The sequence below is a fragment of the Agrobacterium rosae genome (genome assembly GCF_002915175.1).
GTDB classification, from domain to species: domain Bacteria; phylum Pseudomonadota; class Alphaproteobacteria; order Rhizobiales; family Rhizobiaceae; genus Agrobacterium; species Agrobacterium rosae.
In genome coordinates, this window is the sequence record NZ_NXEJ01000012.1 from 335,965 (window position 1) to 354,725 (window position 18,761).

The following is an 18,761-nucleotide window of genomic DNA, read 5'->3' on the forward strand; positions in this document are numbered from 1 at the left end:
GCTCCCCGGAATGGGAAAGGAACCCGTATGGAAAATGACATTTCGCTTTACCAGGCAATGAAAAAGAGCAATCAGCCTCAGCCCTTCTTTCAGGCGCTCGACGCGCTGTTGCAACAGGAGGTGGGGCATATCCTTTTTACGCTTCTGGCGGTCGATAGCGATGAGGTCGTTCGCATCTATTCGTCCGATGTTGACCACTATCCAGTATCCGGACGCAAACCCATGACCGATACGCCATGGGGGCGTCATGTGATTGGCGAACAGAAGAGCTTTCTTGCCAAAGACATGGACGACTTGAAATGGGCTTTTTTCGATCATGAACTGATCGCGAGCCTTGGCGGCGGAACACAGATCAACGTACCCGTTGTATTCAATGGCGAATGCATCGGAACCATCAATCTTACCCACCGCGCAGGTGAATATAACGAAAGCCATCTGGCTCGTGCAGAAGCTTTCGCGCCGTGGATCATCCCCTATTTTCTGCAGGCGGCTCGGCACTTTTAAAAATTTCTTGGCGTACCCATAGCAGTCCGAATGAAAGCAAATCTTGATGACGACAATTCTTCTAAAAAATGCCTGCATCGTTGATGGCTCACAAAATAAGCCAGCTGATCCGGTTGATATCTTTATCCGGGACGATCTCATCGTGGACGTGCGCAGCGGGATAATAGAGCAGGCTGACCAGGTGGTCGATCTTACAGGCAAGACTGTATTGCCGGGCCTGATCGACGGACATGTGCATGTTATCGCCACAAAACTCGATCTGGGCGCGAACGCGGACTTGCCTAATTCTTTGGTAGCGTTACGGTCTGCCAACATCATGAGGGCGATGTTGATGCGCGGCTTTACGACTGTTCGTGACCTTGGCGGCGCCGATCATGGCCTGGTGGAGGCATTGCAAGAAAGAGCAATCGTCGGTCCACGATTGATCATTTGCGGCAAGGCGCTGTCCCAGACCGGTGGCCATACCGACTATAGAGGCCGGTTCAATCGTCGTTCGGTTGAACATTACCCGGATCAACTGGGAGCTTTGGGGCGTATTTGCGACGGCGTCGATGCGGTTCGTCAAGCCTGCCGCGAAGAAATCAAAGGTGGCGCGCAATTCATCAAGCTCATGGCAAATGGTGGCGTCTCATCGCCGACCGATCCTATCGCAAACCTTGGCTTCTCGCGAGATGAAATGCTTGCGGCTGTCGAGGAGGCGGAGAATGCCCAGACCTATGTTGCCGCTCACCTTTACACGGATGCTGCAATTCGCCGAGCTATCGAATGCGGCGTCAAATCAATCGAGCATGGCAATCTGATCACGCCTGAAACGGCAAATTTGGCGCGCGAACGCGGAGCATTCGTCGTGCCGACCAACATCGTCTATGATCGTCTGGCCAAGGACGGCGCATCACTCGGCCTTCCACCGGTTTCTGTCGCGAAGATTGAAGACGTGCGGAGCGCGGGTTTCAAAGCCCTCAAGGTTCTACATGAAGCGGGTGTAACGATGGTTTATGGCACCGACCTTCTCGGAGAAATGCATGAGCATCAGTCAGATGAATTTGTTCTACGGGGCGAGCACCTTCCCGCCGCAGACGTCATTCGATCCGCCACGCTCGATGCCGCAAAAGCCCTGGGTTACGAGGGCAAGCTCGGAACCGTCGCCGCTGGTGCATTTGCAGACCTTATCGTGGTCGACGGCAATCCTCTTGAGAACCTGTCTTTGTTAACCGGCCAGGGTCAACATATGCCGTTTATTCTCAAAGGCGGAGAATTTGTCAAAGGTCTTTGATATTCCGGGACTACTCTTGGTCTTGATTTCTGCCTTGTTTTGACAATTGGGGCGAGCGGCGCCTCCCGTGGCTTTGGCGCCATCGTCACCACACGGGCTCTTGAAGGGACGACCCCGTCGTCGCCAACGCCCGCATCCGAAAGCAATCAACGATCGGTTTGGTGAGCAATCAAACTGTTGTCAGCGATTGTGCAGACATTGTCGGCAAGGTGCGAACCGTGAGCGCCGCCCCCAGCCATAACCAACCCGCGGGCCCTCAAAAGCTGGTTGAGGTCCAGGTCCCTTTGCCAACGGCCCTTTGCGCCTGCCGCTCGGTACGATACCGTCGCAGCGATCAAAAAGAAGCATGCACGGGACGCTGGTTAAACGTCATCCGATAGGAGGCCGCTTTCGATCTCCCACGCCTTGAAAGGATATGAACCAGCGACCCTGCCAATCAATTTTCCCGGTTGAGAGATTGTCTTATTAAGGCAATATCTTGGGGCGATTTGAATAAGATCGATCGGTCTCGTCATCTCATGGCGCCAGTTAGCATCACTGATTGAAGCACCGTGCGGAGATTAAGTGCTATAAAGTCCGCATAACTGCGGAGATTAAACTTGCTATTCTCCGCATTCGGACGCCAACGGGATTCACGGCGGACCGGGATAATGCTTTTATCGTCGGCATTCTCCTTTTACGAGTGATACTCGTTGCAATCGTAGCAGTGTCGGCCATTCTTTCAGTCGCTATGTATTCGCTGGCCGGACGAATAGAGACTGGACAGTTTGCGATCACAAGGATCAGGCGCTAATGCGCAGCCGCGGGTCTCTTCGCAACCGTGATCATATTTCCAGGCGTATTGTGGCTAGAGTTGTGTTGATCGCAGCGCCTCGGCCCATAGGAAATTCCGTGCCCGCTATCCTGAGAAGACAGCGGGCACCTTTATTCACACCTCAGCCGTGGGGTTTTATAACCACCTTCACGCAACCGTCTGTCTTGTCGCGGAACGACTTATAGGCCTCCGGCCCTTGTTCAAGCCCGATACGGTGGGTGATCAGGAAGGAAGGATCGATTTTCCCTTCGACAATCAGCTGCATGAGCGGTTCCAGATAGCGCTGGACATGCGTTTGCCCTGTCTTCAAGGTCAGCCCCTTACCCACCAAGGCGCCAAGCGGAGCAGGAACCGCCGAGCCTATGAACACGCCCGGGAGAGATACGGTGCCGCCGGGTCTACAAGCAAGGATCGCCTGGCTTAGAGCATAGGGCCGTTCCATGGAGGTCAGCTTGGTCTGAAGGGTTTCCATAACCCCACCGGCACCGTGACTTTCCATGCCAACCGCTTCGATGACGGCATCAGGTCCTTGACCATTCGTCATATCGAGAATGCGCTCTTGCAGACCTTCGTCGGAATAATCGAGCGTTTCCGCACCGGATTGCCGTGCGAGTGCGAGGCGTTCAGGGATTGTATCTATCGCAATCACCCGTTCTGCTCCCAGAAGGAAAGCTGATTTTATGGCGAACAGCCCAACAGGACCGCAGCCGAACACGGCGACGGTCTGGCCCCGCTTGATGTCGCAATTTTCGGCAGCCATGTAGCCGGTCGGAAAGATATCGCTCAGGAAAAGTACTTGCTCGTCACTCAGGCCTTCCGGCACCACGATTGGTCCCACGTCAGCATAAGGCACACGAAGATACTCGGCCTGACCGCCTGGGAAACGTCCGTATGTTTCGGAATAGCCAAACAATCCCGCCGTTGGGTAACCAATCTGCTTCGCCTGCTCGCCACCATTAGGGTTGGATCGTTCGCACAGCGAAAACAGGTTCCACTTGCACATGCGGCAATCGCCGCAGGAGATGGTAAACGGCACAACGACCCGGTCACCAACCTTCAGCTTGGAGTTGCCGCGGCCGACTTCAACGACTTCGCCCATGGTCTCATGGCCCATGACGTCGCCAGCATGCATTCCGGGAACGAAACCGCCATAGAGATGGAGATCGGAGCCGCAAATCGCGCAACTCGTCACTTTGATAATTGCGTCACGATCATCCTGGATGATGGGGTCGTCCACCTGTTCACAGCGAATGTCTCCGCTTCCGTGCCACGTTAAAGCTTTCACGTTCAATCCTCCGATTTTTTCGATGATGGGCGTTGGAAATGGGGGCCAGAACGCCGCCCTTCGTGCGCCGAGGTCGCAGGCTTGCCCAGCGCCATAGCCGGGCTTACCAAGCGATCGATCAGTGTGCAGCAACCAGTTTGATCACATGCATTTTGTGCATTTCGAGCTTTGGAAGAGTTTTGGTAGCAAACTCCTTTACCGCAGCACCGTCACCGCCCTTTGCATAGGTTGCAAATAGCGTAACCGCCTCCATATGCGCTGTGGTCTGCATCTCGATATACAGTGGCTGGAACTCTGCGTCGGATGCGCCCTTCAAAATCTCGAGCATTCCGGCATGTTTCGGCGAAAGCTTGGGCGCTTCATCACCCAGCTTGGCTACCTTTTTCAGTTCTTCCGCAGCCATCGTGTGATCGGCGATCATCTGTTTTGCGAATTCCTTGACGTCGGCATCCTGGGCCTTTTGCTCGGCCAGCTTGCTGGACTCGATTTCGAAGGCGTTGGAGCTGGTCACGACGTTGACGAAAGACGTTCTGTCCATGTTCATCGCAGGGGCGGCAGTATCGGCGCTTGCGGGCATGGCGGCTGTTGCCATCGACGCGCAGGAGGACGCTAAGGCAATGGCGGTGAGGGTCGATTTGAAAATAGTCTTCATGGTCATTAATCCTTACTTGGCTTTGGCAAAGGCAGCGGTGAGATCGGCGACAGCGAGATCGACCGCCTGCTTGGCTTCAGGAACCACTTTGCCCATCCCGAAGAATTCATGCGTCACGCCATTATAGGTCTTGGTATTCACCGCCACCCCGGCATCCTTCAGCTTGGATGCATATGTTTCACCATCGGAGCGAAGAGGGTCGATCTGCGCGAGGATTACGGTTGCAGGGGCAACACCTGCCAGATCAGAACGGCCGTTGAGATTGATCCGTGGATCCTTTGTGTCGTCCTTGGAGGAAACAGTGTTCTTCACAAACCACTCCATGTCGGCCTTGCCAAGCGGCTTGGCGTTGGCATTTTCCTTGTAGGACGGTGTGTCCATATCGTTACCGGCAACTGGGTAGACGAGCAGCTGATGAACCGGCTGTTTGGTCTTCATATCCTTGGCCATTAGCGCAACATTGGCCGCAAGATTGCCGCCTGCGCTTTCGCCAGCGACAGCAATTTTATCCGAGTTGCCGTTCAGCTCGTGGATATTTTCCACCACCCACTTATAGGCCGTCCATGCGTCGTCATGAGCCGCAGGAAACTTGTGTTCTGGCGCATGACGATATTCGACAGAAACGACAATGGCGTTGGCTCCCATAGCCAGTGCACGCGGGGCGCTGTCATAGACATTGATATCGGCAACGACCCAGCCGCCGCCATGATAATAGACGACTACGGGGAACGGTCCATTTCCGCCCGGAATGTAGACACGTGCAGCAAGACCTCCTTCTTTTGAGGGAATTGCGATGTCTTTTGTCGTTACCTGCGCTTCTGGATTTGAAGACAAGCGCTTATCCCATTGCACAGCATGTGCTGCATCTGCTGGGCTTGCCTGCGCGCGCGCTTCCTGTACGGCCAATGTTGAAAACGGCTTGGCATCAAGCGCACCCAGTTTGTCCAGAACGGCCTGCATCTCGATGGTCGGCTTGCCCATCTCCTGGGCCATAGACGGCATTGCCGTCGCGAGCGGGAGGATCAAGGCAAGGGCTGCGGTACCATAGTAACGTGGTCGGATATTCATTCGCTATTCTCCCGTTTCATAGATCCTGAAACCGGGGCGCGACGCATAAGTTCCTACAATACATGAAGAGAAATTATTTTTGGCTTACGATGAAAATTGCCGATTGAAGATAGACAGGTGGTAACTTCTCAACTTAGATTTCTATTGAAACCTTCTGTCGACATTAGCCTTAGTTCCCGTGATCTATAGTTTCACCGTGATCCGTATTTTCAAATATCCCAAAAAACCTAACATGATTGCGACGGCATCAGACACGCTCCTCGTCAATCGCGGTCATATATATAAGTCGGCAACCGCGACTGTGATCGTGCGAATGTCGGCGGCTCGTGCGGCTGTGCAACGCCACTGCCAATACTCTGTGCGAATGTTGCCCAGAGGCCTCGGATGCGCCCAACATAGGAACACGTCAGCTTGAGCTTTGCCCTTAACCGCCCTTAGCTCGTGAGTGGAATAGAGCCCTTTGCCCGTCTGTTGCTTGACGCTAGATCGCGTCCGATCTCTAAGAGCCTCGCAGTGCAAAGTCCAACTTCGGACTTCGTATATTTGGTAATGGGATTTGAACAACGAATGTTGGACCAATTTTTTATCTGTGTCTCAGAAATAGCTCGAGCTCACTGACTGAGACACTTGGCCCAGCCCATCCGGTTACCCACTTCAACAAAAATGCCGGGGCGAAACCGTACCGACCTTCCTAACGCCTGCGCGATCTAGCAGCGTTTATTGCGCGCATATTTACAGACTAAAAAAATCGGGTTTTTGTGATACGTTCACATTTGAGGTAGCTGACTGACGGCATAACGAATGAAACCGAATGCAGAAATCACGATTTTAGGATTCGTTACACGTCGACCTAGCGCCACAACCTGTCCGAGCGAAGTGGCGCGAAGTCTTGCGGAGAATGACGGTGCCCCGCTTGAATGGCGCAAATATATGCCGGTTGTCCACGAAGCGGTCGATGCCTTAAATGCGCGATCGGAGATTAGCCTTACCTGGAAGTCGCTCGCGATGCCGGAGCGAAAAGGTCCCTACAGAATAGGCGGTCCCAAGGGCAATCACTGACGGGCTTATTATCGCAATGAGGCAATCAGGATGGAGTTGAGAACAGTAGCTACATCTTAGATACGGGTCAGCGTAGTTATTCTCGGGGGTTGGAACATAAGGTGCCAAGGCTCGTTCACAGTCGCCGGATACACGGCTGCCTCAAGGGAGAAACGATATGGCAACTGCTCAAAAAGCCACCAAGGATGACAAGTCTTCGAAAACCGTCGCAAAAAAGACTGCGCGAGCTTCCGGAACGAAAAGTGTAGCTGCAAATGCTGAGACTCGTAAAAAGCGAGCACAGGCGGTCGCAACAAAGTCCGCCTCCCGTACGGTCGCACGAGCTTCTGCAAAGGATGACAAGAGCCTTTCCGACCTATTTGAACACGCGCTTGGTGATATCTATTACGCTGAGAAGAAAATTTACAAATCTTTACCGAAGATGATCAAGGCTGCGGATCATCCAGAATTGGTTCAGGCCTTGACCTCGCATCGCGAGGAAACTGCAGGTCAGATCGAGAAGCTGGAAGCAATTTTCGAGCTCCTGGGCAAACGTGCAAAAGCGGAAAAGTGTGATGCCATAGACGGTATCTTGGAGGAGAGCGAAAGCCTGCTGGACGATTTTGGTTCGAGCGTAGCAGCAGATGCTGCTATCATCTTCAGCTGCCAGGCGATCGAGCACTATGAGATCACCCGTTATGGCTCAATGAGCGCCTTCGCAGACGCTCTAGGTATGGACGAAGCCAAGAAGCACATCGACGAGATTCTCGCTCAAGAAAAAGCTGCAGATACCAGTCTTACAGAGCTTGCCGAGGACTCTGTAAACGCTGCTGCAGCTGAGTACGACGACGAGTAAGCTGCTCAGTCAACACAAAGGGCTGGCCGCGGCCATGCTGGCCAGCCTTCCTTCGCACTCTGTCAAGAGAACATAGAGGCACAAAGAAGCCGTTCCACGACTTAAATCCAATCGCTGCGCTTCTATGTTCAGTATTGTCTATCTTGTGGTTGTGACTGTCGCTTTAGTCGTAGCAATGGCCTGAGCCGATGATTTGGTTAGCGCAGCTGGCCGCCCCCGCCAATGTGCTGATGCGTCTACGGTGGCGCGGCTCCACCGGCTTTGCAGAGAAGCCAACTCTCGCACTGCCTATGGTCAGCGGAATTTTTTTGCCAGACCCGTGATCAATTTGATCAAGACACGAAGTAACGGTGCTGGAGTGCACCCCATTTCACCGGACAGGTCGGCTAGGTTGATTTAGCTCTGATGAACTGCCGAGGGGAAGCCATCTTGAACGCGGAATGGGGATGGATTTCGTTGTAGTCCTCGATCCATCCGTCGATGAGCCGGAGCGCTGTTTGGGCGTCCGGAACTTGGGATATCCAAATATAGTCCCGCTTCAACGTTTTGACGAAAGCTTCCGACATGCCATTCGACTGCGGGCTGGCGACCGGCGTGAAGCAAGGTATCAGATTGAGTGCCTGGGCGAACAGCCTTGTCTCCCGCGCGGTGTAAGCCGAACCATTGTCCGAGAGGTGCTCGATAGCATTGGGGGCTCGGGTTACGCGGAAGCGTTTCTCGACTGCCTCCAACATCATGTCGCGCACGTCAGAGCCGGAGATGCCTGCATTGGCGACTGCCGTCCAAGCGATGATCTCGCGGTCGAAGGCGTCGATGATGAAGGCGAGACGAATGATCTCGCCATTCCAGCAGGTGAACTCCAGACCGTCCGAGCACCAGCGAAGGTTAGAGCGCATGACCATGACCTTGCCATCATGGATGCGGCCTTTGCGAACGGCCGTATGTTTCTCGAGCAGCATGGCATGGTTGCCCATGATACGATGAACCCGTTTGGCGTTGACGACAGGCTGATCGGCGGCTCGCCTTTCGCGATTGAGAAGCGCGGCGATCCGCCGATAGCCATAGGTTGGCCTTTGATCCACCAGCCTGCGAATGGCGGGCAGAAGCTCTGCATCCTCGATCTTGTGGTAGGGCCCACGCGGCTTTGATTTGCCTTTCAGCCGCTCGATGAGGTTGGAACGGGAGACGCCTAGCGTGTCTGCGACGGCCTTCATCGCGAACCGTCCTTCGGCAACAAGATCGGCCGCGATATCCGTTTTTTTGAGTCCGCTTTGGAAAGGGCGTCGCGGAGGATTTCGACCTCCATTGTCTTACGGCCGAGCATGCGCTCCAGCTCGCGGACGCGATCTTCCAGTTTCTTCACTTCCGAATTGCCGACCACCGGCTCGTCAGAATCCACGGCTGCAGCACCTCCCTAGCTCAAAAGCCTGCGCCACCGATAAAGCAAATTGGGCGCAACGCCATGGCGGCGAGCGGTGGACGATACCGTCTCGCCTGGTTCAAAACTCTGCTCAATCATTGTCAGCTTCTGCTCGGTTGTCCACCGCCTGCGGCGCACATCTCCCGTCAGCAGTTCAACGTGTCGATACTCGTTAGACATAAGCCTATACCCAAGCCTGTGCTTGAGCCTTTCTGCTTATGCCGACTGTCCGGTCGAAATGGGGGGGCAGTTCAGGTGCCTTGAAGCGGGGTGAACTTGGGATAATCAGATTAGCACTGTCCTCATCTGGACCAGGGATTGATCACTTCCAGCCCAGTAGCCTAAAACGGGCTTACGTTGCGAGTTAAGATCGCGAGACCGTCTGCCGCCGCTGTGGCCGCAATATAGCTAACGTCCACTACAGAACCAGAGCTTTCTGCGTCATCGACTTTTCAAAAACGCGTGCCTATTCCCGGCCAAGATTCGACTCGATCTCGTCCATCAAAGGCTGCCATAGAATGTGCGTAGCTCTGGCACACAACATAAGTACAGCACGTCCTCTCCTCGAGAGGTCGCGAGCTGTTCGGCTTCATTGACCTTAACCAGGACCGTTCGTTTCATCGCGTTGTTGGCAGTGTTCTAGAGCATATGGTGCATCATCACGTCACCTCACAGCACGTGCGGATCTTTGTTTCGGCACCAACGCCACGCAGCGCTCGAGTCTGTTTCCCGCGCTATCAGATCGTGTTTCTCGGCAAAAGCAGCAAAAAAGCTGCGCGCCGTCTCGGCTTCGATTTCACCGCGTAGCGCGGCACTGCATGCCTTAAGCGCGACCGAGTGCGCGCTGTCCCTCTGCGATGGCGGCCATTCGACAAGATGTCGGTAAGCGTCCATCACGCTTCGAACCTCAGCCGGAAATCCGAGGCCCACCATAATCGAAACGGGCTGTCTGAAAATTTCGGGTTTCATTGTTCTCTCCTTCCCTACCCGGAATGTTGACGGGTGCCGTTGCAACGGCACCCTCTTGTTGAGCAGACAATGAACTTTAAGCTGCCTTTTGCGCTTCGATCTGCGCCGGAGCAGCTGATGTCAGCGTGGGTGCGCTTTCGATGGAAATCTTGCGCGGTTTCAAGGCATCGGGGATCTCACGAACAAGATCGATGGACAGAAGACCGTTGGCCAGATCCGCTCCGTTTACCCTGACATGGTCGGCAAGTTCGAAGCGGTGCTCGAAAGGACGGCCGGCAATGCCGCGATGCAGGTAGCCATCATTTGCTGCCTCCTGCTTCTTGCCCGTGACGGTCAGTAGGTTGGACTGAAAAGTGATGTCGAGGTCTTCCTGCGCAAAGCCTGCCACAGCCACAGAGATCCGGTAGCTGTCATCGCCAGTCTTGACGATGTCATAGGGCGGCCAATCGCTGACCGAGCGCGCGCGCTGGGCATTTTCCAGAAGGTTGAAGACCCGATCGAAACCAACGCTCGAGCGGAAAAGAGGTGCGTAGTCGTAAGATGTTGCCATAGCCATATCCTCCTTGAAGCAACATGGGGTACGGAAGCGCCGAAACACGGCACCTCCAGCAAGACCAGCCCTTTACTAGCGACTGGCGGCAATCGATTTGGTTTTTCACAATTTCGGGTTCAAGAGCTCGGGCAAAAAAATTCTAGCTTTATTGCCGAAGTCGATACTCGCGCGTAGCGACGGCGGATCACCGACGATCCCGGCGCTTTCCCCGAATCCGATATCAAGTGATACGTGGGACGACTGGACTGAACTCGTGGGAGTTTATCGGAGCCTGAAGCATCGGCTTCCGAGATTTAAGGTTACAGCACATCTATCAGAATTGAGGTTTAGACCCCTGTATAAAGAGTTGTGATTGAGCCACGTTCAATCAGTGTCGTAGGAAGAACCACCTGGCGCGGAGGACTATCGTTTCCGCTTAACCGTTCGATCAGCATCCGGGCGGCGGCTTCGCCCAGTTCGTAGACAGGCTGGCGAACGACCGTAACAGGCGGAGTTGTCACCGCTGTCCAGGCTGCATCGTGGAATGTCAAGAGCGAGAGGGCCTCCGGCATAATAATGCCAAGTTCGCGTGCAATCTTGAACACCTCGATTGCAATGAGACTATCTGAGGCAATGATCGCCGTCGGAGGCGTAGTGGCGCTAAGTAAACCGATAGTCAGTTGACGCGTTGCCTCCGGCGTGTTCGCCCCTAAGCGCACCCATTGGGGCATGTTATCAATCCCGGCCTCTTCGCCTACCTGAAGGAAACCCTCGATGCGTTCTCTCACGGAAGCAGTCAGGATGTCTCCAATATTGTGATAGAGATGCGTGGGCGTGTCGCAAGCCGTCACATAGGCGATACGGCGGTGACCACGATCAAGCAGCAGCTGTGTTACGGCTTCCGACGCGGCTCTATCGTCGGTCGTGACGCTGTCAACTGCCAGTGTCGCAATGGCGCGATCAAGGAGAACCAACGGTCGGCCCGCACGTCCTCGTTCCTTGAGATGCTCGGTCTCACTCTCCTGCGCTGGCGAGACGATCAACCCATCGACCCGCTTGGCAACAAGCGTCTTGACAGCCGCGCGCTCGACGTCAACATCTTCTCCCGAAGTGGCCAGTACCACGTTGAAGCCTGCCGCACGCGCGACATCCGAGATGCCGCGTACGGCCGAGCCAAAGAACGGGTTTTCAATATCACCTACCACAACACCGATCGTGCCAGACCGGCCGGTGGTCATGCTGCGCGCTAGCTCGTTTGGGCGGTAATCGAGCGCTTTCGCAGCAAGCTCGACAGCGTCCCGGACCTTATCGCTGACAGTACCGTACCCACCGAGGACGCGGGCGGCTGTCGCTTTCGATACCCCCGCTGAACGTGCAACGTCGGCCACCGTCGTAGCAGTATTCTTTGGCTGAATTTCTTTCATGGATTAAGCTTTACAAGAGATATTGACGAGCGGTCAACTCGAATATAACAATCATAAAACCACAAAGAGACCGGTCTCAATTCAAAAGAGACTGGTCTCAGTGGAATACCAATTGAGAAACCGGGCCGTGACGCAAGTGACGACTGAGGGCAACCTCCGTCGGCCAATGCTCCATGTCATGCAAAACCGATCCGCAAACAACCACCAGAGACGGAGAACAAAAATGAAGATTTCTGCCCTGCCAAAATTCTCGTTTTCAGCGCAAATGCGCACCGCAGCGCTCGCCTTCAGCCTTGTGCTGGCCGGCGGAACAGCAACCGCTGTCAGAGCGGCTGAAAACCCTTACGGATTGATCGACCCGCAGACGATCAGCGTCGGCACAATGGGAGACGCAAAGCCCTATACGTTTACCACAGTGGACGGTGCCTTTACCGGCTTCGATATTGAGCTTTTCTTGAATGTTGCAGAGCGGATGGGATTCAAAAAGGACCAGGTCATTTTCACAGGCCAGGAGTTCTCAGCGCTGATGCCGTCGGTTGCCAATGGACGCTTCGACGTTGCGGTCGCCGCCATTGGAACGACCGACAAACGCAAGCAGACAGTTGATTTTTCGGATGGGTACCTCGCCGGATATCTGTCGGTCGTCACGCCCGATGCTGCTATCAAGGATGCGGCAGCGCTAAAAGGCAAACGCCTGGGCGTGGTACAGGGTACGTTGCAGGAAATATACGCCGAGAAAAACTTTGCCGGAACAGACCTCGTCAAATTTCCCGATAACAACTCCGCCATTTCCGGCCTGAACAATGGCACCGTAGATGGCCACTTCCTCGACTACGAGGCCGCCAAGGAGTACACGGCCCGCTATCCGGCGTTGAAGATCGCAATCAACATTCCAAGCTCCGATGCCCCCGCAGGCTTCGTCATCCGCAAGGGTAATGACGCGCTAAAGGCTGCTTTCAACAAGGGTTTGCATGACGCCATGCAGGACGGCACCTGGAAGTCGCTTTACGAAAAGTGGTTCCCAGGTTCTCCGATGCCCGAAGCCTATCTCCCCAAGAAGTAATGCGGTGGCCCGACCGCCTCACGGTCGGGCTCTCAAGCGACCGCTTGATCGCCACGTTTCCTCGCCCTGCCCTGCAGGTAAAGATACTTCGAAGGAAGACTGTATGAACTGGTTCGATAATATCAGTCGAAGCTTTTTCGACTGGAATGCCATGGCCGAGGTTTTGCCCGCGATGATCACGGTTGGGCTTAAGAATACGCTGATACTTGCTTTTGCATCGACAGTGTTCGGGGTTATCATCGGCATGATCTTGGCAATCATGGGGATATCCCGCTCGCCATGGCTGCGGATTCCCGCGCGTATCTATACCGACGTCTTCCGCGGCCTCCCCGCCATCGTTACCATCCTGCTCATCGGTCAGGGCTTTGCTCGCATCGGACGAGATCTGTTTGGGCCATCTCCCTACCCTCTTGGCATTCTGGCACTCAGCCTTATCGCCGGTGCCTACATCGGCGAAATCTTCCGCTCGGGGATTCAAAGCGTTGATCGAGGGCAGATGGAAGCGTCACGCGCTCTCAGCATGAGCTACGGTCAGGGCATGCGGCTCATCGTCGTGCCGCAGGGCATTCGTCGCGTGCTTCCAGCTCTGGTCAACCAATTCATCGGTAACGTAAAGGATTCTAGCCTCGTATACTTCCTGGGCCTGCTCGCCTCTGAGCGCGAAATCTTTCGCGTTGGACAGGACCAAGCCGTTGTTACAGGAAACCTGTCACCTCTGCTTTTGGCCGGAATTTTTTACCTCGTAATCACGGTACCGCTGACGCACGTGGTCAACACCATCGATATGCGGTTGCGCATTGGCAAGCAGAAGTCGACAACCCTGACCAGCGGTCTGGAAGAGGTCTCCGAACTCGACCGGGCCCAACAGACCAAGGATACCAACGCGGCATTCAAGGGCGGGAGCATCAATGTTCGGGATTTGACCATGGCCTACGGCGAGTTGGAGGTGCTGAAAGGCGTCGACCTCACGATCAAGCCGGGCAGCGTAACCTGCATCATAGGCCCGTCAGGTTCTGGGAAATCCACGCTCCTACGTTGCCTCAACCGATTGGTAGAACCAAAGAGCGGCACGCTTCTGCTTGATGGTGACAATATTCTTGCAATGAAGCCCGAGAAACTTCGGCGGCGCGTTGGGATGGTATTCCAGCATTTCAATCTGTTTCCCGATCACACGGCGCTCGACAACGTCATGTTGTCCCTGACCAAAATCAAGCGAATGTCCCGAGAGAAGGCAGAGCGCATTGCCAAGGCACGCCTTGCCGATGTGGGACTGGCCAGTCGCCAACATCATCGGCCCGGTGGTCTTTCCGGCGGACAACAACAGCGCGTGGCTATTGCTCGGGCCCTGGCAATGGAACCAGAAGTCATCCTGTTTGACGAAGTGACGAGCGCGCTTGATCCCGAACTCGTCAAGGGTGTCCTAAACCTGATGGCGGAGCTTGGTGGGCAGGGTATGACAATGGTGGTCGTCACCCATGAGATGGGCTTTGCCCGACGCGTCGCCGATCAGGTCGTCTTTATGGACGAAGGTCGCGTGGTGGAAACCGGCACGCCAGACCGGATCTTCGACGACCCGCAAAGCCCCCGTCTACGCCGCTTCCTCGCCGAAGTATTGTGACCGACCGCCATCAAAGAGAGGATCGACATGACGAAGACACTCCGCTGGGGCGTATTGGGATGCGCCGACATCGCGACAAGTACGGTCATTCCAGCAATACAGACGAGCATGCTTGGGCGTGTAGAGGCAATCGCTTCACGATCGCTCGAAAAGGCAAAGGCCGTGGCCCTGGCGCATTCCATCCCGCGCTACTACGGCAGCTACGATGCGTTACTGTTGGATCCCGATATTGATGTTATCTACAATCCGCTTCCTAACCATTTGCATGTACCGATGACGCTGAAGGCGTTGCAGCACGGCAAACCAGTGCTTTGCGAAAAGCCCATCGCACTTACAGCTGACGAGGCCGAAGCGCTTGCCGAAGCGGCCAAAATCCTGCGGGTGCCGGTCGCGGAAGCCTTCATGGTCCGTCATCATCCGCAATGGCATAAGGTGCAAGCGCTTATAGCCAGCGGCCGTATTGGCGAACTGCGAGCGATCCAGATTTTGTTCTCGTATTTTCTGGACGATCCGGAAAATGTCCGCAATCAGCCAAGCACTGGCGGTGGTGGCCTCTACGATGTCGGTTGCTATGCCCTCAACATAGCACGCTATGCCTTCGCAGCCGAACCCCTTCGCGCGATCGGCCTTTTCGACCGTGATCCAGAGTTCGGAACGGACAGGCTAGCCAGCGGTCTTCTCGAGTTTCCCGGCGGGTGTCAACTTGGCTTTACTTGCTCCACAAAGTTGGCTCTGACGCAAAAGGTAACGCTGCTTGGAACAGGGGGCCGTATTGAAATCGATGCGCCGTTTAATGCTCCGCTCGACGCCACCACCACAATCACCGTGGATGATGGACGCGATCTTTCAGGCTCCGGTCGCGAGGTGATGGAGATTGCATCTGCCAACCAGTACCGCCTGCAGGCCGACGCTTTCGCAAAGGCAATTCTCTCTGGCGCGCCGCCCCTACCAGGTCTCGATGACGCCATCGCCAATATGAGGGCAATCGACGCTCTTTTTCGCTCGGCCATCTCCGGCCGCTGGGAAACCCTCTGAATTTATGCATAGCAATCTGAGTGAAAGACAATCCTATGTCCAAAAATACAATCTCTTCAGTCGTTATCATCGGCGCTGGCATCTTCGGGGTCTCAACAGCCGTAAATCTGTTGCGGCGAGGCATCACCGTTACCCTTATTAACGACGGCCCTGTAGCCAACGGGGCCTCTGGCCGCTCGCTTTCGTGGCTCAATTCAGCCCGTATGCGCTCGAACCCCTATCACCTTCTGCGCATGGCCGGGATCGACCGGTACCGGACATTGTCAAGCCAGCTTGGTCCGGTCGACTGGCTCAAGTTCGATGGTGGTCTGACTTGGGACCCGGAAGGCGAAGGCAACGAGATATCGGCGGCCTATGCCCATGAGGTGTCGCTTGCCTATGACGCGCAGCATATGCCCCCTGGCGACGTAGCCAATATGACGCCCGGTGTCGAAACAACAGCGATCACTGGGATCGGCGCGATCTTCAATCCCGGCGAGGGATGGGTAGATCTGCCCTCGCTTATCGGTCATCTGATGATAGAATTTGCTACGCGCGGTGGGGTACTCATCTCCGACGAGGGTAAGGCGCAGGTTGCTGTCGAAGAAGGGCGAGCTATTGGCGTGGAGACGTCGGCAGGCCAGCGACATATCGCTGATGCGGTTCTCGTCGCAACCGGACCCGCTGTTCCAGCAATGGCTGCCGAACTCGGTGAAAAAATTGACGACGGCACCCCTGTCGCCCTTCTAGTGACCACCAAACCGATCGTCCATCCGTTGAAAGCCGTACTCAACACGCCCCGTGTTGCCATCCGCCCAGCCCCCGACGCTACCTTCGCCATCGACGCGGATTGGGCAGCCGATGAGGTTGTGACGCGCGCCGACGGCTCCTACGAAGTCAAACAATCCACCATAGACAGATTATTAACGGAAGCTTCCACTGTGTTGGCCGGACAGCCAAAGCTGGAAATGGCCTCCTACAGTGCCGGCCGTAAGCCTATACCAGGTGACGGCGAGCCAGTGCTTGGGGTATTGCCCAATGTCCCAGGTTGCCACGTCGCATTTAGCCATAGCGGCGCCACTCTCGGCCTCATTATTGGCGAATTGACAGCCCACGAAATGGCGACAGGCAACCGACATCCGCTTCTAGCGACGTTTCGACCGGAACGCTTCATCGCTTGAGCACCCACGCGGCGGCACTCATAATAGGGCACCGCCGCGCATGTCCGTCATCCATAAGCGAACAGGGTTTGGGTAAAGTGGTGTATCTGACGGAGACCATCCTCGGCGTAGATGGCCAAACACGTGATGTGATCCGTTGCAAGTCGTGTTATGCTGCTAGCGACGCTCTTCATCGCCGACTTTGAGGCAGCTGAGAAGCTCGGCAAGCAGGTGGAAACCACTTCTCTGGGCCGGTAACGTCGAAATAGAGCTGATCACGCGGACTTGCCAATTCCATCGCCTTGAAGGGATATGAACCAGCGACCCTGCTAATTAATTTTCCCGGTTGAGAGATTGTCTGATCGATCGGTCGTCATCTCATGGTGCCAGCTAGCATCACTGATTGAAGCACCGTGCGGAGATTAAGTGTTATAAAGTCCGCATAACTGCGGAGATTAAACTTGCTATTCTCCGCATTCGGCGCGTACTTTGAACTATGGTGTATATCTGGCAATCTCCTCAATGGCCGAAGTTTCGATGGAAGTTCGAGCACTTTGCATCAAGGCTTTCAGCCGTACGACTCGATCAGGGGCGCCTCATCGGCCGCGTCGAAAGCCTTGGGTTTCGCACACGCGAGGCAGCGTTTCTACAGGCGCTGACAGACGACGTCGTTAAATCCTCGGCGATCGAAGGGGAGCGCTTGGATGAACAGCAGGTCCGATCATCGTTAGCCCGACGGCTTGGTATCGACATCGATGGCTTCGTGACCCCGAACCGGTCTGTTGAGGGTATTGTCCAAATCACTCTCGACGCCACGATCAATTGCTCATACCCACTGACGGCAGAGCGGCTATTTCAATGGCATGCAGCGCTTTTTCCCACTGGCCGAAACGAATGGGGTCACAAGCTGCGTGTCGGAGATTGGCGTGACGACTCGGGCGGTCGTATGGAAATCGTGTCAGGCGCATTCGGATACGAGAAAGTTCACTATGTCGCGCCGCCGGCAGACCGCTTAGAACGTAAGATGTCGACCTTCCTCGAATGGTTCAACGAAACGCATGATCTCGATCCTCTTGTCAAAGCGGCTATCGCCCACCTCTGGTTCGTAGCCATCCATCCTTTCGGAGATGGCAACGGTCGCATTACCCGTGCAATCGCCGACATGACACTTGCACGGAGTGGTGGTGGGGCACAAAGACTTTACTCTATGTCCGCCGCTATCGAGAGGTCACGCGCTGGCTATTACGAAGCCCTGCAATTCATCACCGGCAATGAATCTCTCGACATAACAAGCTGGGTTGAGTGGTTCTTGGATCGTTTGGGCAACGCTGTTGAAGGCGCGCTGGCAACTCTTGACAACGTCATGCTGAAAAATGACTTTTGGCAAAAGCATGCTGCGCATGATTTTAGCCCGCGACAAGCTAAGGTCCTCAACAGGTTGCTAGAGGGCAACTTCGAAGGCAAGCTCACATCGACGAAGTGGGCAAAGCTGACGAACGCATCTCAAGATACGGCGTCCCGCGACATTGCAGACCTGTTAGAGAAAGGCATCCTGAGAAAGGGAGACGCTGGAGGCCGCAGCACAGCCTATGAGCTGATTGTGGAGTTTCCGGTGAACCAATTGTCCAGAGGAGATTAATCAGGAGGCGTTAGAATTCGCGATGTCGCTTCGTCCGGAAAGCAAAACACATCTCTTCGGCGTAGTCGCATCAACTCAATCAGCATATTAATGCCTCGTTAACCTCATTCCCTTAGCAAGCCGCCTCCGGGCTGGACTGTAATCTGCAAGGGAAACCTGAATGAGCATAGATCAATCGGCAATCGTCTTTCGGCGCAAGATTTCCAGTTTCTGCGACATGAAGTTGGCACCGCTCACAGACGCAAGACAACTTCGAGCACTTTCGGAATACATGACCGATCTCATTGACGACCGGATGCCTCCTCCAATGCTCGGCAGGCATGTCAACTGGGAAGAAATTTCGTGCGCATGTGGTCTTGAGCAAACGTGTGCGTCCGGCCAAGTCATTTCGCGAACTGAGCCATCCAGGCGATGATCTGGCGTTAGTACCAG

General features: G+C 54.9%; 15 protein-coding genes and 1 pseudogene. 9 read left to right on the forward strand and 7 right to left on the reverse strand.

Going from position 1 to position 18,761, the window contains the following annotated elements:
• Positions 1–27: 27 nt before the first annotated feature.
• Positions 28–504, forward strand: coding sequence for a GAF domain-containing protein (locus CPJ18_RS24350; protein WP_077122937.1), 477 nt, complete (start codon positions 28–30; stop codon positions 502–504).
• A gap of 46 nt (positions 505–550) precedes the next feature.
• A complete protein-coding gene (locus tag CPJ18_RS24355) occupies positions 551–1,777 on the forward strand; it encodes a metal-dependent hydrolase family protein (protein WP_080803412.1) in 1,227 nt (408 codons plus the stop codon).
• 935 nt (positions 1,778–2,712) lie between these two features.
• Here CPJ18_RS24355 and CPJ18_RS24365 read toward each other — a convergent pair.
• The 3 genes from CPJ18_RS24365 to CPJ18_RS24375 all read right to left on the reverse strand — a co-directional run bounded on the left by CPJ18_RS24365 (position 2,713) and on the right by CPJ18_RS24375 (position 5,596).
• Positions 2,713–3,876: a zinc-dependent alcohol dehydrogenase gene (locus tag CPJ18_RS24365; protein WP_103660356.1), complete on the reverse strand. Its 1,164-nt coding sequence runs from the start codon at positions 3,874–3,876 to the stop codon at positions 2,713–2,715.
• A gap of 118 nt (positions 3,877–3,994) precedes the next feature.
• Positions 3,995–4,528, reverse strand: a complete 534-nt coding sequence (locus CPJ18_RS24370) for a DUF4142 domain-containing protein (protein WP_103660357.1) — start codon at positions 4,526–4,528, stop codon at positions 3,995–3,997.
• Positions 4,529–4,540: 12 nt separating this feature from the next.
• Positions 4,541–5,596, reverse strand: a complete 1,056-nt coding sequence (locus CPJ18_RS24375) for an alpha/beta hydrolase (protein WP_103660321.1) — start codon at positions 5,594–5,596, stop codon at positions 4,541–4,543.
• Between the two features lie 801 nt (positions 5,597–6,397).
• Here CPJ18_RS24375 and CPJ18_RS27695 point away from each other — a divergent pair.
• The gene (locus tag CPJ18_RS27695) at positions 6,398–6,655 is read left to right on the forward strand and encodes a DUF3253 domain-containing protein (RefSeq protein WP_103660322.1); all 258 of its coding nucleotides are present in this window, start codon (positions 6,398–6,400) and stop codon (positions 6,653–6,655) included.
• A 157-nt stretch (positions 6,656–6,812) separates the two neighbouring features.
• On the forward strand, positions 6,813–7,490 hold the full coding sequence (locus CPJ18_RS24385; protein ID WP_077122942.1) for a YciE/YciF ferroxidase family protein: 678 nt from the start codon (positions 6,813–6,815) through the stop codon (positions 7,488–7,490).
• Positions 7,491–7,876: 386 nt separating this feature from the next.
• Here the strand turns inward: CPJ18_RS24385 and CPJ18_RS24390 are convergent.
• The 4 genes and pseudogenes from CPJ18_RS24390 to CPJ18_RS24410 all read right to left on the reverse strand — a co-directional run bounded on the left by CPJ18_RS24390 (position 7,877) and on the right by CPJ18_RS24410 (position 11,835).
• A pseudogene (locus CPJ18_RS24390) lies at positions 7,877–9,090 on the reverse strand (IS3 family transposase).
• Between the two features lie 489 nt (positions 9,091–9,579).
• Entirely contained in the window at positions 9,580–9,879 is a 300-nt protein-coding gene (locus tag CPJ18_RS24400; protein WP_103660323.1) for a DUF982 domain-containing protein, read from the reverse strand.
• Positions 9,880–9,955: 76 nt separating this feature from the next.
• Positions 9,956–10,429 (reverse strand): Hsp20 family protein, encoded by a 474-nt coding sequence (locus tag CPJ18_RS24405; protein WP_103660324.1) that lies wholly within the window; start codon positions 10,427–10,429, stop codon positions 9,956–9,958.
• 329 nt (positions 10,430–10,758) lie between these two features.
• Entirely contained in the window at positions 10,759–11,835 is a 1,077-nt protein-coding gene (locus CPJ18_RS24410) for a LacI family DNA-binding transcriptional regulator (RefSeq protein WP_077122432.1), read from the reverse strand.
• A gap of 223 nt (positions 11,836–12,058) precedes the next feature.
• Here CPJ18_RS24410 and CPJ18_RS24415 point away from each other — a divergent pair, with 223 nt between their 5' ends.
• The 5 genes from CPJ18_RS24415 to CPJ18_RS24435 all read left to right on the forward strand — a co-directional run bounded on the left by CPJ18_RS24415 (position 12,059) and on the right by CPJ18_RS24435 (position 18,329).
• Positions 12,059–12,898: an ABC transporter substrate-binding protein gene (locus tag CPJ18_RS24415; protein ID WP_103660325.1), complete on the forward strand. Its 840-nt coding sequence runs from the start codon at positions 12,059–12,061 to the stop codon at positions 12,896–12,898.
• Positions 12,899–13,001: 103 nt separating this feature from the next.
• Positions 13,002–14,516, forward strand: a complete 1,515-nt coding sequence (locus CPJ18_RS27510; RefSeq protein WP_077122434.1) for an amino acid ABC transporter permease/ATP-binding protein — start codon at positions 13,002–13,004, stop codon at positions 14,514–14,516.
• Positions 14,517–14,543: 27 nt separating this feature from the next.
• The gene (locus CPJ18_RS24425; RefSeq protein ID WP_103660326.1) at positions 14,544–15,551 is read left to right on the forward strand and encodes a Gfo/Idh/MocA family protein; all 1,008 of its coding nucleotides are present in this window, start codon (positions 14,544–14,546) and stop codon (positions 15,549–15,551) included.
• A gap of 35 nt (positions 15,552–15,586) precedes the next feature.
• Positions 15,587–16,711, forward strand: a complete 1,125-nt coding sequence (locus CPJ18_RS24430) for an NAD(P)/FAD-dependent oxidoreductase (RefSeq protein ID WP_103660327.1) — start codon at positions 15,587–15,589, stop codon at positions 16,709–16,711.
• Between the two features lie 475 nt (positions 16,712–17,186).
• Positions 17,187–18,329, forward strand: coding sequence for a Fic family protein (locus tag CPJ18_RS24435; RefSeq protein ID WP_103660328.1), 1,143 nt, complete (start codon positions 17,187–17,189; stop codon positions 18,327–18,329).
• The last annotated feature ends 432 nt before the right edge of the window (positions 18,330–18,761 follow it).

What these genes read in the sequence shown, in the direction of transcription:
- CPJ18_RS24430 (WP_103660327.1), top strand. Translation starts at nt 15,587, where the DNA reads ATGTCCAAAAATACAATCTCTTCAGTCGTTATCATCGGCGCTGGCATC.
- CPJ18_RS24410 (WP_077122432.1), bottom strand. Translation starts at nt 11,835, where the DNA reads ATGAAAGAAATTCAGCCAAAGAATACTGCTACGACGGTGGCCGACGTT.
- CPJ18_RS24415 (WP_103660325.1), top strand. Translation starts at nt 12,059, where the DNA reads ATGAAGATTTCTGCCCTGCCAAAATTCTCGTTTTCAGCGCAAATGCGC.
- CPJ18_RS27695 (WP_103660322.1), top strand. Translation starts at nt 6,398, where the DNA reads ATGAAACCGAATGCAGAAATCACGATTTTAGGATTCGTTACACGTCGA.
- CPJ18_RS24350 (WP_077122937.1), top strand. Translation starts at nt 28, where the DNA reads ATGGAAAATGACATTTCGCTTTACCAGGCAATGAAAAAGAGCAATCAG.
- CPJ18_RS24355 (WP_080803412.1), top strand. Translation starts at nt 551, where the DNA reads ATGACGACAATTCTTCTAAAAAATGCCTGCATCGTTGATGGCTCACAA.
- CPJ18_RS24400 (WP_103660323.1), bottom strand. Translation starts at nt 9,879, where the DNA reads ATGAAACCCGAAATTTTCAGACAGCCCGTTTCGATTATGGTGGGCCTC.
- CPJ18_RS24370 (WP_103660357.1), bottom strand. Translation starts at nt 4,528, where the DNA reads ATGAAGACTATTTTCAAATCGACCCTCACCGCCATTGCCTTAGCGTCC.
- CPJ18_RS24375 (WP_103660321.1), bottom strand. Translation starts at nt 5,596, where the DNA reads ATGAATATCCGACCACGTTACTATGGTACCGCAGCCCTTGCCTTGATC.
- CPJ18_RS24435 (WP_103660328.1), top strand. Translation starts at nt 17,187, where the DNA reads ATGGTGTATATCTGGCAATCTCCTCAATGGCCGAAGTTTCGATGGAAG.
- CPJ18_RS24405 (WP_103660324.1), bottom strand. Translation starts at nt 10,429, where the DNA reads ATGGCAACATCTTACGACTACGCACCTCTTTTCCGCTCGAGCGTTGGT.
- CPJ18_RS24425 (WP_103660326.1), top strand. Translation starts at nt 14,544, where the DNA reads ATGACGAAGACACTCCGCTGGGGCGTATTGGGATGCGCCGACATCGCG.
- CPJ18_RS27510 (WP_077122434.1), top strand. Translation starts at nt 13,002, where the DNA reads ATGAACTGGTTCGATAATATCAGTCGAAGCTTTTTCGACTGGAATGCC.
- CPJ18_RS24385 (WP_077122942.1), top strand. Translation starts at nt 6,813, where the DNA reads ATGGCAACTGCTCAAAAAGCCACCAAGGATGACAAGTCTTCGAAAACC.